This is a genomic window from Nissabacter archeti, assembly GCF_018257325.1.
In the GTDB taxonomy this organism is placed as follows: domain Bacteria; phylum Pseudomonadota; class Gammaproteobacteria; order Enterobacterales; family Enterobacteriaceae; genus Chimaeribacter; species Chimaeribacter arupi.
In genome coordinates, this window is record NZ_JAERKB010000002.1 from 25,682 (window position 1) to 39,265 (window position 13,584).

The 13,584-nt window shown below is 59.0% G+C and carries 12 protein-coding genes and 1 pseudogene; 7 read left to right on the forward strand and 6 right to left on the reverse strand.

Annotated features, from left to right (window positions below; translation table 11 throughout):
• The first annotated feature begins 126 nt into the window (after positions 1-126).
• The 3 genes and pseudogenes from glmS (at position 127) to JK232_RS02945 (ending at position 3,383) form a co-directional block, all read left to right on the forward strand.
• The gene (gene glmS / locus JK232_RS02935; protein WP_101827823.1) at positions 127-1,956 is read left to right on the forward strand and encodes a glutamine--fructose-6-phosphate transaminase (isomerizing); all 1,830 of its coding nucleotides are present in this window, start codon (positions 127-129) and stop codon (positions 1,954-1,956) included.
• A 295-nt stretch (positions 1,957-2,251) separates the two neighbouring features.
• Positions 2,252-2,506 (forward strand): annotated as a pseudogene (locus JK232_RS02940) (carboxymuconolactone decarboxylase family protein); the annotation flags it as partial.
• A gap of 40 nt (positions 2,507-2,546) precedes the next feature.
• Positions 2,547-3,383, forward strand: coding sequence for an alpha/beta fold hydrolase (locus JK232_RS02945; protein ID WP_101827822.1), 837 nt, complete (start codon positions 2,547-2,549; stop codon positions 3,381-3,383).
• A gap of 163 nt (positions 3,384-3,546) precedes the next feature.
• On the opposite strand, the gene JK232_RS02950 is transcribed toward JK232_RS02945, so the two are convergent.
• From JK232_RS02950 to JK232_RS02975, 6 genes are all read right to left on the reverse strand, one after another.
• Positions 3,547-4,146, reverse strand: a complete 600-nt coding sequence (locus tag JK232_RS02950; RefSeq protein ID WP_212588807.1) for a molecular chaperone TorD family protein — start codon at positions 4,144-4,146, stop codon at positions 3,547-3,549.
• Positions 4,147-4,171: 25 nt separating this feature from the next.
• Positions 4,172-5,050, reverse strand: coding sequence for a 4Fe-4S binding protein (locus JK232_RS02955; RefSeq protein WP_212588808.1), 879 nt, complete (start codon positions 5,048-5,050; stop codon positions 4,172-4,174).
• Position 5,051: 1 nt separating this feature from the next.
• On the reverse strand, positions 5,052-5,906 hold the full coding sequence (locus JK232_RS02960) for a dimethyl sulfoxide reductase anchor subunit family protein (RefSeq protein ID WP_072927837.1): 855 nt from the start codon (positions 5,904-5,906) through the stop codon (positions 5,052-5,054).
• Positions 5,899-6,528 carry a DMSO/selenate family reductase complex B subunit gene (locus JK232_RS02965; RefSeq protein ID WP_212588809.1) on the reverse strand — a complete coding sequence of 210 codons (630 nt, stop codon included), beginning with the start codon at positions 6,526-6,528 and terminating at the stop codon, positions 5,899-5,901. The genes JK232_RS02960 and JK232_RS02965 overlap by 8 nt, the downstream gene beginning before the upstream one ends.
• Positions 6,525-8,921: a DMSO/selenate family reductase complex A subunit gene (locus JK232_RS02970; protein WP_212588810.1), complete on the reverse strand. Its 2,397-nt coding sequence runs from the start codon at positions 8,919-8,921 to the stop codon at positions 6,525-6,527. Before JK232_RS02970 ends, JK232_RS02965 begins: the two co-directional genes overlap by 4 nt.
• A gap of 214 nt (positions 8,922-9,135) precedes the next feature.
• Positions 9,136-9,474, reverse strand: a complete 339-nt coding sequence (locus tag JK232_RS02975; RefSeq protein ID WP_212588811.1) for a hypothetical protein — start codon at positions 9,472-9,474, stop codon at positions 9,136-9,138.
• A 282-nt stretch (positions 9,475-9,756) separates the two neighbouring features.
• Between JK232_RS02975 and pstS the strand changes: the two genes are divergently transcribed.
• The 4 genes from pstS to pstB all read left to right on the forward strand — a co-directional run bounded on the left by pstS (position 9,757) and on the right by pstB (position 13,560).
• Complete coding sequence (pstS, locus tag JK232_RS02980; RefSeq protein ID WP_072927831.1) at positions 9,757-10,797, forward strand: phosphate ABC transporter substrate-binding protein PstS; 1,041 nt, start codon at positions 9,757-9,759, stop codon at positions 10,795-10,797.
• A gap of 80 nt (positions 10,798-10,877) precedes the next feature.
• Positions 10,878-11,834: a phosphate ABC transporter permease PstC gene (gene pstC, locus JK232_RS02985; protein WP_072927829.1), complete on the forward strand. Its 957-nt coding sequence runs from the start codon at positions 10,878-10,880 to the stop codon at positions 11,832-11,834.
• A gap of 1 nt (position 11,835) precedes the next feature.
• A complete protein-coding gene (gene pstA, locus JK232_RS02990; RefSeq protein ID WP_072927828.1) occupies positions 11,836-12,723 on the forward strand; it encodes a phosphate ABC transporter permease PstA in 888 nt (295 codons plus the stop codon).
• 60 nt (positions 12,724-12,783) lie between these two features.
• The gene (gene pstB / locus JK232_RS02995; protein ID WP_072927826.1) at positions 12,784-13,560 is read left to right on the forward strand and encodes a phosphate ABC transporter ATP-binding protein PstB; all 777 of its coding nucleotides are present in this window, start codon (positions 12,784-12,786) and stop codon (positions 13,558-13,560) included.
• Positions 13,561-13,584 lie beyond the last annotated feature (24 nt).

Consider the following 13,584-nt stretch of genomic DNA (forward strand, 5'->3'; position numbering starts at 1 on the left):
CTGCCGGAGCGCAGGCCAAAACATAATAACCCCGCTCTCTACAAGGCTCGGGGACCCCGGAAACACCGGGCTATCAGGTCGAAGACATCGTAGGCCATCAAGTGGCCTTAATAGGAATTAACATCCATGTGTGGAATTGTTGGCGCAGTAGCGCAACGTGATATTGCTGAAATCCTGATTGAAGGGTTACGTCGTCTTGAGTACCGCGGTTATGACTCCGCGGGCCTGGCGGTGGTGGACAGCCAGGGCCACATGGCGCGTGTGCGCCGGGTCGGCAAAGTGCAGAAACTGGCGGAAGCGGTTGAAGCGGAGCCGCTGACCGGCGGCACCGGCATCGCCCATACCCGCTGGGCAACGCACGGCGAGCCGTCTGAAGCGAATGCGCACCCGCACGTTTCTGAGTACGTCAGCGTGGTGCACAACGGCATTATTGAAAACCATGAGCCACTGCGTGAAATCCTGATCGAACGCGGCTACCGCTTTGTGTCAGAAACCGATACTGAAGTGATTGCGCATCTGGTGCACTGGGAGCTGCAACAGGGCGGATCGCTGCTGGACGTCGTCCAGCGCGTGATCCCCCAGCTGCGCGGCGCGTACGGCACCGTTGTCATGGACAGCCGTAACCCCGGCGTGCTGGTGGCCGCTCGTTCCGGCAGTCCGCTGGTGATTGGCCGCGGCATGGGCGAAAACTTCATCGCCTCTGACCAGCTGGCCCTGCTGCCGGTGACCCGTCGCTTCCAGTTCCTGGAAGAGGGCGACGTGGTGGAAGTCACCCGCCGCAGCGTCACCATTTTCGACAAACAGGGTAACCCGGCGGTGCGCCCGGAGATTGAATCCCAGGTGCAGTACGACGCCGGTGACAAAGGCGCGTACCGCCACTACATGCAGAAAGAGATCTACGAGCAGCCGCAGGCGATCAAAAACACCCTGGCCGGGCGTTTCAGCCACGGCCAGATTGACCTGAGCGAGCTGGGCCCGCAGGCCGACGATATTCTGGCGCGCGTGCAGCATGTGCAGATCATCGCTTGCGGTACCTCTTACCACTCCGGCATGGTGGCGCGTTACTGGTTTGAGTCACTGGCGGGCGTGCCTTGTGATGTCGAGATCGCCTCCGAATTCCGTTACCGCAAATCTGCGGTGCGGCCGGGCAGCCTGATCATCACCCTCTCCCAGTCGGGCGAAACGGCCGACACGCTGGCCGCACTGCGCCTCTCCAAAGAGCTGGGGTATCTCGGTTCGCTGGCGGTGTGCAACGTGGCCGGCTCGTCGCTGGTGCGTGAGTCTGATCTGGCGCTGATGACCAAAGCGGGCACTGAAATCGGCGTGGCATCCACCAAAGCCTTTACCACGCAGCTGACCGTGCTGCTGATGCTGGTGGCGCGCCTGGGCCACCTGAAAGGGATGAGCGAAAGCGTTGAGCATGAGATCGTCCATGCGTTGCAGGCATTGCCGGCGCGTATTGAACAGATGCTCTCGCTGGACAAATCGATCGAACCGCTGGCCGAAGGTTTCTCAGACAAACATCACGCGCTGTTCCTCGGCCGTGGCGATCAGTACCCGATCGCGATGGAAGGGGCGCTGAAGCTGAAAGAGATCTCCTACATCCACGCGGAGGCGTACGCCGCCGGTGAGCTGAAACATGGCCCGCTGGCGCTGATCGATGCCGATATGCCGGTGATTGTGGTCGCCCCAAACAACGAACTGCTGGAGAAGCTGAAATCCAACATCGAGGAAGTGCGCGCCCGTGGCGGCCTGCTCTATGTGTTCGCCGACCAGGATGCCGGTTTCAGTGACAGTGAAGGCATGAAGATCATCCCGCTGCCGCACGTTGAAGAGATTGTTGCCCCGATCTTCTACACCGTGCCGTTGCAGCTGCTGGCATACCACGTGGCGCTGATCAAAGGCACCGACGTCGACCAGCCGCGCAACCTGGCCAAATCGGTGACCGTCGAATAACGGCCTGCGATAGCGGCGACAGAAAAAGATCAGCACCCTGACATCACCCCGGTTCCGGCTTTGCATAAGGCCGGAACCGGAAAGAGAGCAGGGTGTTTTCAATGGCCGCGAATACCCCAATCCTTTTTACCCCTTGTCCTTACTTCGCTGAACCGGCCGTCATGCCGGGCTACCCCGATCTGCTTCTCACTGCTCTGCATCCTGTCATCTTTCATTGTTACCCTGGAATGCCGCGTTTTCATGCTTTGCGCCAACGTGTTGGCCCTAACGCCGGTTAACCGGAAGCCCAGACCCTCTACGCCAGGGATACGTTGACGGAGAGTCCAAAATCGATGCGGGGTTAAAATTTGTGCAGATTCTGGTCACTACGCGTGGCACAGTAGCAGCGGGCTATGTGACTGCCTTGAGGTCAGCAGGATTCACTGACCAGCAAGTGGTTGAAAATATCGGTGCGGTAACGGCAATTCTGTTTACCAATATGTTCAACCGCGTCAATGATACTGACGTTGATTTTCCGGCTGTTACGCCCTTTAAGCTCTACACGTATTAACAACCCCTGTGGTTTTTCTATTACATGAGGAGTTTGTGCTATGGCATATGTAACGACGAAAGATGGCGTGAACATTTTCTTCAAAGACTGGGGGGCGCAGGACGCACAACCTATTGTTTTTCATCATGGCTGGCCGTTAAGTGCCGATGACTGGGACAACCAGATGCTGTTCTTCCTGGCAGAAGGTTTTCGGGTGATCGCGATTGACCGGCGCGGGCATGGCCGCTCGGATCAGGTCAGTGATGGGCATGACATGGATCATTACGCGGCGGATGCCTCGGCGGTGGTTGAACATCTGGATCTCTATAACGCGATCCATGTGGGCCATTCCACCGGCGGCGGCCAGGTGGCCCGTTATGTCGCCAGATATGGGGAGCCGCAGGGCCGTGTGGCGAAAGCCGTACTGATCAGCGCGGTGCCGCCCCTGATGGTGAAGACGGAAAACAACCCTGACGGCACGCCGCGCGACGTGTTTGATGGATTTCGTGCCGCCCTGGCCGCCAACCGTGCCCAGTTCTATCTGGATGTCGCGTCCGGGCCGTTTTATGGCTTCAACCGGGAAGGATCGCAGGTTTCCCAGGGCACCATCCAAAACTGGTGGCGGCAAGGCATGATGGGCAGTGCCAAAGCGCATTACGAAGGGATCAAAGCCTTTTCTGAAACCGACCAGACGGAAGATTTACAGGCGATCACGGTGCCGACGCTGGTTATGCAGGGTGATGACGATCAGGTGGTGCCCTACAAAGTGGCGTCATTACTTCAGGATAAATTGCTGCCTGACAGCACGCTCAAGCTCTATCCCGGTTATCCGCACGGGATGCATACGACCCACGCTGAGGTGATCAACGCGGATCTGCTGGCATTCATCCGTGCTTAATTTCTCCCGCAAAGGGTGAACGAAAAATCCGCGATGCACATTGACCGGTATCGCGGATTTTTTATGCCTTTTTCTATAAGCAGGAGTAAGCGATGGCACTTCACCAGGCAGTGTTCCCCTCCCAAAAGCCTGACGCCCTGTAAGGATAACGGTGATCGGCCCTCTATACCGGCTCCGGCCGGTTTTTCAGGGTGGCCACCGCGCTCTGCACGGTCAGCAGCGTCAGCTCTGCCAGCCCCGGATAGAAGCCGGGGTGTTCAGCCTGACGGAGCTGGTGGACGAACAACGGTAACCAGCTCAACAGATGTTCTTCCAGCAACACAAGTAACGCCGCCTCACGCCCTTCTGCCGCCAGCACCGCCGCCTGAAACAGCATTAACCCCAGATGATCGGGCGGCTCCGGCGACTCCGTATGCAGTTGCAGCCGTTCGCGTTGCAGAAAATGGCTCAGAGCCACGGTGGAGCAGCCGCGCACTACCCGTTCCGGATCGAGATACACCGAGCCCCACGGCGGCGCAGGCCGTGTGCCCGGCCCGGCAAACAAACGCTGCCAGGCGTGCGCAACAGACGGCAGATCCAGCGGCATAAAGGCCGCAGCCAGCCGGGTGAGGTGGGGTTTTTCAACGCCCGGCCAATGGCCTGCCCAGTCAGGTAAGGCAAACAGCGCCAGCACCCCGGCCATATCAGGGTGGGTGGGCGGCAAACGGAAGCCGCATCCCAGCAAATTCAATTGCCGGGAAAGTATTGGTAATTCAATCATCATCGCTTTTCTTATCAGTGTTATGTCATCAGGTTAACGTGCGCATCCCGTGGGTATGGCGTCGGCAGAGTGGGCAGAGCGTGTCATCCGCGGAAAAGCTGACAAAGGCGGTGCGGCAATTGCGGCACCGGCAAGCCGTTACCGGCAGCGTGCGTGGGTGGGCAGGCGCTGCCCAGGGTTTCACATGGATCGCCTGAGGGAAACAGACGCCCTCGCAGGCCAGGCAGCCGGTGCAGCGGGCGGGATCGATCTGAAGATCGGTGCCGGTCAGTGTGATCGCCTGTTCCGGGCAGAGGCGGCTACAGGCCCCACACAATGAACAGGCGGCCGTGTCGATTGACACCTGAAACCAGCTGATGGCCGGAAACGCCGCCCGTACCGCCCGTTGGCCTGCCGGCATACGATCGGCGGCGTGGGAGGGAATGAAAGGACGGCTGAGCCAACGGCGGCGCGCATGGTCGATCGGCTCGCCATCGGGGTAAAGGATCTGCCAGATTGGCTCATTAATACGGGCGAGCACGCAATTTAATGCCACAACGGCCGCCTGCCAGGCGCGGTTGCCGGGATCGATCGACACCTGCCGGATCCCACGCAACGCGTGCCACAACAGTAATTCGTTCACCGACGGGACGAACCGGTTCCCCTTGCCGGACAAGGTGTTGCCGTGATAATTCCTCTCTATTGGGGATAGGGAGTCAATGGCCTCCGTGGGGCAAACGAACAAACAATCGCCACAGCTCAGGCATTTCCCCGACTCCAGCACCGGTTGGCGCGCCTTTAGCGAAACCGCGCCGGTCGGGCAAATTGTCGCGCAGGCGGAGCAGCCGCCGTGCTGGGTTTTTGTGCGGATACAATGGCCGCTGATGCCGGACGGCATCAGCGGAGAGGTAAAAGGCAGGATACGCATATCAGTGCAGCATAAAGAAGGCGTAACGGCTGCCCACGTGAGCCAGCAGCACCAGCAATGCCGCTGCCGCGATGCCGCCGCGGTACAGCACGGTCACGCGCTGGCGGGCCGGGTAGAGCAGCAGCACCAGCAACGCGATCGCTGCCATCAGCAGGGCGGTGCTGATCATCCGCAAAGGTGCACTGCGCAGAAACGCGGCCACGGCATCAAACGGCAGGGTGACCGGCTGAACTGCCTGCGCCATAAAATGCAGGTAACCGGGCGTCACCAGCCAGTGCGCCGCGGCGGTCGCAATACTGCTCAGCAGCGCCGTCAGCAACAGGCGCTGCATCAGCGGTAAACTGACCGGCCGGCGGCACAGCGCCACCACGCCCAGCATCACGCCCAGCGTGAACACCGTGCCGTAAAACGCCACGGCGGTATTTGGGTGCATCCAGGTCACTACCGCGCTGTTGATGTAAATGCCTGCCATACAGCCGACATCTGCCAGCCCCACCAGCCCGCCCAGCAGCAACAGGGTCGGGTAAGCCCGGCGGGTGAGCAGCGCCAGCAGCGCAGCCAGGCCCACAATACCGAGGTAGAGGCTCGCCAGCAGAATTTCCCGGCTCAGCCAGGAGGTGGCGACATGGCGCAGCGCATGAAACGCATTCAGCGGATAACCCAGGTGTGCCACGGAGGCCAGCAGCCCGGTTGCCGCCAGCACAGGGGCGAGCAGCATCAGCGGGCGCAACGCCAGAAAGCGTTGTTCAGCCGTCACGGCCCGGCGCAGCCAGTAGCCGCCCAGCGCGCCGATCAGCACCATCCCTACCGACGCCTGCACCAGCAGGGTAAATACCAGTAACGGCCACTCATTCATCGTGATTTACCTCTTGTTGTGCGCCCTGATGCGCTTTTACCACCAGGTTGGGCCGGGTCAGCGTGGAATCAGGCAGGCCGTTGACGTCGCTCAGCGTGCCGTACTTAGCGCGCAGTTCCTCGATCGGGCCGAATTTAATGGCACCCAGCGGGCAGGTCGCCACACAGACCGGCTGCTCGCCGTTGGCTTGCAGGTCGATGCAGAAATCGCATTTGGACATCTGCCCGGTTTCGGTATTGAGCTGGGGCGCGCCGTACGGGCAGGACCAGGCGCAATAGCCGCAGCCCACGCACTTATCGGTATTGACCCGCATAATGCCGTCGCCGGGGCGTTTGTGCATCGCGGTGGTGGGGCAGTTTTTGGTACAGACCGGGTCGCTGCAATGGTTGCAGGAAACCGACAGCGTGTAGGCGAACACGTTGTTGCGCAGCCCGCCGTTGCCGGTTGGGATAAAGCTGCCGCCCTGCACTTCATACACCCGGCGGAAACGCCGCCCGACCTCAAGGTTATTTTTATCCTTGCAGGCGACCTGGCAGGCTTTGCAGCCGGAGCAGCGGGAGGAGTCGATAAAAAAGCCTAATTGCCGATCGCTGACCGGCGGGAATTCCTGAAATGTACTCATGCTTTGCTTACCTCAACCAACAACGTCTGGTGGGAGTTGCCTTTTGCCAGCGGTGTGATGCGGGCAGAGGTCAGGACGTTCGGGCAGCCGCCGCGATCCACCCCGTGCTCATCCGGTTGCCACCAGGCCCCGGCCTGAAGCGCCACCACGCCGGGCATAATGCGCGCGGTCAGGTGGGCCGGAATTGCCATCACCCCACGATCGTTAAAGATGCGGAGGGTGTCGCCCTGGCGGATGCCGCGTTGCCCGGCGTCCTGCGGGTTGATCCACAGCACTTGCTCCTGCACTTCCTGCATCCACGGGTTCGGGTATTGGGTGGAGTTGGCGCGGTTTTTCCCTTTCCAGGTGATCAGCTGCAACGGGTAGCGCCGGCGCAACGCATCTTCCGGCCCCTCATGGGCAGGCACGTAGTGGGAAAGCGCCGGGATTTCCGGGTGCTGCATCTCATACAGCCGTTTGGAGAACAGCTCAATTTTGCCGGACGGCGTCGGGAACGGGTTGTTGGCCGGGTCTTCGATGTTTTTCTCAAACGCGACATGCGGCGCGCCTTTGAACAGGTGTTGGCGCTTAACGCAAAGTTCTTCGAAGGTCGGGAAATGCTCGTCCGGCATTGCCTGCCGGGTGGTCTCGACGATGTGGGCGATCCACTCTTTTTCCGAGCGGCCTTCACTGAATTGCGGTTCAACGCCGAGTTTTGCCGCTACCTCACGCAGCCACTCATAATCAGAGCGGCGTTCGAAGTCCGGCTCGATCAGCTTCTCAGACAGGATGACGTAGTTGCCGGTGCCCCAGGTTTCGCCGATGTTCCAGCGCTCCATAAAGCTGGTTTCCGGCAGCAACAGGTCAGCATAGCGGGCGCTGGGGGTCAGGTAGAGATCGCTGTTCACAATAAAGTGAATGCGCGATTCATCTTCCAGCACCTTCACCGCCTGCAACAGATCCGGGTTCTGGTTCGCCAGGTAGTTACTGCCGAGCGAGAACAGGATGCGGATGTTGCTCTCCAGCCGCTCTGCGCCTTTCAGCCCCATTTCCGGCGTGATTTTGGTGGCGTCATCCGCCGCCTGCACCCAGTTCATGATGGAGATTTTGGCCGCCACCGGGTTGTCCGGGCACTCCGGGCCGGTCATGAATTTACGGTTGCCGATGCCGCCGTAACCGGCTGCCCAGCCGCCGCGCACGCCGACATTGCCGGTGATGGAGGCCAGCAGGGTGGAGCCGCGCGCCGTGCGTTCGCCGCAGTTATGGCGCTGCGGCCCCCAGCCCTGGATCAGGGCAGCGGGTTTGGTGGTGGCGTAATCGCGCGCCAGTTGAAGAATTGTCTCCGCTGGGACGCGTGTAATTTTTTCCGCCCATTGCGGCGTTTTTTCGATGCCATCTTTCAGTCCAAACAGGTAAGCCACCAGTGACTCATTCGGCGGCACGCCCTCAGGCATGGAGGCCTCATCAAAGCCGAGGGTGTAGCGGTCAATAAAGGCGCGGTCGTGCAGGTTTTCGCTGATGATGACGTACATCATCGCGTCCATCAGGGCGTTGTCGGTGGTCGGCAGCAGCGGGATCCACTGGTCGGCCAGCGAGGCGGCGGTGTCGGAGTAGCGCGGGTCAACCACCACAAAGCGGGTGCCGTTGGCTTTCATCTGCTGGTAGTAGTGGTTGGTATGGCCGAACACGGTCTCATTGGGGTTATGGCCCCAGAGGATCACCAGCCTGGTATCGGCCAGCGTGTCCAGGGTGCTGCCGCTGGCGGCGGTGCCGTAGGTGTAGGGCGTGGCCGCGGCGGTGTTGCCCATGCTGACGGAGTGGTAGTGCTCCAGGTAACCGCCGGTCAGGTTGAACAGGCGGCGCAACATTTTGTCCCCGGAGAAGGTGCCGCCGCTGACGGCGGTATTGGTGTGGGCGAAACGCGACGCCGGGCCATACTGGGCGGTAATGCGCTTCAGGTTATCGGCAATCAGGGTGGTGGCTTCGTCCCAGCTGATGCGTTCGAACTTACCTTCGCCGCGTTTGCCGACCCGTTTCATCGGGTATTGCAGCCGGTCAGGGTGGTAAATAAATTTCCGGTAGCCGCGGCCCCGCACGCAGGCGCGCATCACCGGCATTTCCGGGGCCAGCGCGCTGTCCGGGCGGGTAGAGATGCGCGTCACCATGCCTTGTTCAACATGGGCGCGGATGTCACATTTGCCGCCGCAGTCAAAGGTGCTGCAGGTCGGCACAACCTGTGCCGCCGGTGCGGCAGGGGAGGGGGAGGCGGTTTCAGGGGGCTGGGCACAAACGCTGCGCCCGGCAAGAAAAGGCACCGCCATCAGGGCGCTGCCGGCCTGAACAAACTGCCGCCGGCTTAGCGGCAAGCCACCCAGAGGGGCCGGATCGGAACCGGGATTTTTTTGCGTTGACATAGGCTCTATCCAAAAAAGGAAAGAGCCTATAAAGCTGCCAGGGCGCTCACTATGATGAACGTCAATATAATGACGGTAAGCGGGGGATAGCGGGAAATAAAGCGGGAGCGGGAGGGGGAAATATATTTTCCAGTGATATTATGGGGTTATATATTTAGATTATGAATATTTTATTCGGGCCGATAAGGTAAACTGTCCCGGTGTGAAAGGGGGCTTATCTCTGTTGGAGGCGGGTTATTTCGGCCTGGAGGCTTCTCATTTCTGACTCCATATCGCTAACCATTTTCTTTTGCTCTTCAGCCGCACGTCTCTCATTCCTTTCTTGCGACAATTTTTCTGTACTGCTGCTGGTATAAACTTTTTCCCCTGTTTCTGATATTTCTCTGTCACTATTCCGATAACCTTTATATAAGCGCCCATCATCTCCCAGAAAAACCTCATAAATCGGGCCTTGTGGCGGCTTACCTTCGCCCCACTCCACGGCTTTCGCCAGCGCCCCGGTTGATGAGAGTGCCGCAATGCCCAATACCATTCCAATAAGCGACTTTTTCATTTGTGCTTCCTTAGCAAAATAGAGAAATGAAGTAGCCCGGCTATACTATTCTCTACTGTGTAAGTAATTCCTGATCTGTATCCAGGCTTTTGTCATGAGTGTGAAACGCCAGCTCCTTAGTCGTCGATTAAGCGGGCCGATGTGGGCCGTGCAGGGGGTGTCATAAAAATGTCACATTACATACATTTTACTGTCACCGAACTGTCCTATTTTGCCATCAGCAGCAATTCACATACTCATAAAACGGCTTAAGCCGGAGTGCCATTTCCCCCAGGAGAAATTATGAAACTGATGCGTACCACCGTCGCCGGTATTGTGGCAGCCACCTTCTCGTTAACCACGATGTCAGCGTTTGCCGCAGCCAGCCTGACCGGTGCCGGCGGCACCTTCCCGGCGCCGGTTTATGCCAAATGGGCGGACAGTTATCAGAAAGAGACCGGTAATCAGGTCAACTACCAGGGGATTGGCTCCTCCGGCGGCGTGAAACAGATCATCGCCAAAACCGTGGACTTCGGCGCCTCTGATGCCCCAATGGCAGAAGACAAACTCAACAGCAGCGGCCTGTTCCAGTTCCCGACCGTGATCGGCGGCGTGGTGCTGGCGGTTAACCTGCCGGGCGTGAAATCCGGTGAGCTGACGCTGGACGGCCAGACACTGGGTGACATCTACCTGGGGAACATCAAAAAGTGGAATGACCCGGCCATCGTTAAACTGAACCCAGGCGTGAAACTGCCGGATCAGAACATCGCCGTGGTACGCCGTGCTGACGGTTCCGGCACCTCCTTCGTCTTCACCAGCTACCTGGCGAAAGTCAACGCGGCCTGGAAAGAGAAAGTGGGCGCGGGCAACACCGTGAACTGGCCGGCCGGTCTGGGCGGTAAAGGCAACGACGGCGTCGCCGCGTTCGTACAGCGTCTGCCGGGGTCTATCGGCTACGTGGAATACGCTTACGCCAAACAAAATAACCTGGCGTACACCAAACTGGTGAACGCCGACGGCCAGGCCGTCAGCCCGACGGAAGAAGCCTTCAGTGCCGCCGCGAAAGGCGCAGACTGGACGAAATCCTTCGCGCAGGACCTGACCAACCAGAAGGGCGGCGACGCGTGGCCGATTACCTCCACGACCTTCATCCTGATCTACAAGAACCAGCCGAACGCCGAGAAAGGGGCTGAAGTGCTGAAGTTCTTCGACTGGGCCTACAAAAACGGCAATCAGGTGGCCAACGATCTGGATTACGCCACCCTGCCTGACGCCGTGGTCACGCAAATCCGTGCGTCCTGGAAAGAAAATATCAAAGACAGCAGCGGAAAATCTCTGTTCTGATCCCGCTAGCGCGACCCGGCGTTGCCGGGTTATCAAGCCCGGCCCCGGCCGGGCAGTATCGTTAATGAGAAGAGTGTCGTATGGCTGAGTATAAGCCGGCTATGAAACCACCGGGCAAGCACGGTGACTATCTTTTCAGCGCACTGGTCAGACTGGCTGCGCTGATTACCCTATTTCTGCTGGGCGGGATTATCGTCTCCCTGATCGTGGCCTCCTGGCCGAGTATGCAGAAATTCGGGTTCTCCTTCCTGTGGACGAAAGAGTGGGATGCGCCCGCCGAACAGTTTGGCGCGCTGGTGCCGATCTACGGCACGATTGTGACTTCCCTGATCGCCCTGATTATTGCGGTCCCCGTCAGCTTCGGGATTGCCCTGTTCCTGACTGAACTGGCACCGAACTGGCTGAAACGCCCGTTAGGTGTGGCGATTGAGCTGCTGGCCGCGATCCCCAGTATCGTGTACGGCATGTGGGGGCTGTTTGTGTTCGCCCCGCTGTTTGCCACTTACTTCCAGCAACCGGTCGGCGACGTGCTCTCCGGTATTCCGATTGTCGGCGAGCTGTTCTCCGGCCCGGCATTCGGCATCGGTATCCTGGCGGCCGGGGTGATCCTCGCCATCATGATCATTCCTTATATCGCCGCGGTCATGCGTGATGTGTTTGAACAGACGCCGGTCATGATGAAAGAGTCCGCCTACGGCATCGGCTGCACCACCTGGGAAGTGATCTGGCGCATTGTGCTGCCTTTCACCAAAAACGGGGTGATTGGCGGCATCATGCTGGGGCTGGGGCGCGCGCTGGGCGAGACAATGGCCGTGACCTTCATTATCGGTAACACCTACCAGCTCGACAGCCCGTCGCTTTACATGCCGGGTAACAGTATCACCTCCGCACTGGCCAACGAATTTGCGGAAGCGGAATCCGGCGTGCATACCTCTGCACTGATGGAGCTGGGCCTGATTCTGTTTGTGATTACCTTTATCGTCCTGGCACTGTCAAAACTGATGGTGATGCGCCTGGCGAAAAACGAGGGCCGCTGAAATGACGACGATAGATATGCAACAAACTGCGGCGCTGCGTGAATCGCGCCGCAAAAAACAGGCCTGGCGGCGTCAGAAGAACCGCCTGGCGCTGTTCTTATCGATGGCGACCATGGCATTCGGGCTGTTCTGGCTCTGCTGGATCCTGCTGACCACCGTGACCAAAGGGTTCGACGGTATGTCGCTGGCGCTGTTCACCGAAATGACCCCGCCGCCGAACACCGCCGGCGGCGGCCTGTTGAATGCCATTTTAGGCAGCGGGATGCTGATCCTCTGGGCGACACTGGTCGGGACGCCGCTCGGCATTCTGGCCGGTATTTACCTGGCGGAATATGGACGTAAATCCTGGCTGGCTGAAACCATCCGCTTCATTAACGACATTCTGCTCTCTGCGCCGTCCATCGTGGTCGGGCTGTTTGTCTATACGCTGGTGGTGGCGCAAATGGGCCACTTCTCCGGCTGGGCAGGCGTGATGGCGCTGGCCCTGTTGCAGATCCCGATTGTTATCCGTACCACTGAAAACATGCTGAAACTGGTGCCGGACAGCCTGCGCGAAGCCGCGTATGCGCTGGGTACCCCGAAATGGAAAATGATCTCAGCGATCACCGTGAAGGCGTCCGTCTCCGGGATCATCACCGGGGTGCTGCTGGCGATTGCCCGTATCGCCGGGGAAACCGCCCCGCTGCTGTTCACGTCGCTCTCCAACCAGTTCTGGAGCACCGACCTGATGCAGCCGATCGCCAACCTGCCGGTGACCATTTTCAAATTTGCGATGAGCCCGTTTGCGGAGTGGCAAGAACTGGCCTGGGCCGGTGTCTTGTTGATTACCCTGTGCGTTCTGCTGCTGAACATCGTGGCGCGCATCATTTTTGCCAAAAAGAAACATTAATTGGCCACCGTATCGCCCGGCGGGGCCTCAGGCCACGCCGGCAAACCGAGAGACAGAGTGATGAGTATGGCAACTGACGTAGCTGCGAGCAAAATTCAGGTCCGCGACCTTAACTTTTATTACGGCAAATTCCACGCGCTGAAAAATATCTCGCTGGATATCGCCAAAAATAAAGTGACCGCCTTTATTGGCCCGTCGGGCTGCGGGAAATCAACCCTGCTGCGTACCTTCAACAAAATGTACCAGCTCTACCCGGAGCAGGTCGCGAAAGGGGATATTTTGCTGGATGGCGAAAATATCCTGACCGACAAACAAGACATCGCCCTGCTGCGGGCGAAAGTCGGCATGGTGTTCCAGAAGCCGACGCCGTTCCCGATGTCAATTTATGACAATATCGCCTTTGGCGTGAGGCTGTTTGAGAACCTTTCCCGTGCGGACATGGACGAGCGTGTACAGTGGGCGCTGACCAAGGCCGCGTTGTGGAATGAGTCCAAAGACAAGCTGCACCAGAGCGGCTACAGCCTCTCCGGCGGCCAGCAGCAGCGCCTTTGCATTGCGCGCGGCATCGCTATCCGCCCGGAAGTGCTGTTGCTGGATGAGCCCTGTTCAGCCCTTGACCCGATCTCTACCGGGAAAATTGAAGAACTGATTACTGAGCTGAAACAGGATTACACTGTGGTGATCGTGACGCACAACATGCAGCAGGCTGCACGCTGCTCAGATCACACGGCATTTATGTATCTGGGCGAACTCATTGAGTTCAGTGATACGGACACCCTGTTCACCTCTCCGGCCCAGAAACAGACCGAAGACTACATTACCGGCCGTTACGGTTGATCCCGTCGTGGGTACGGCATGCAT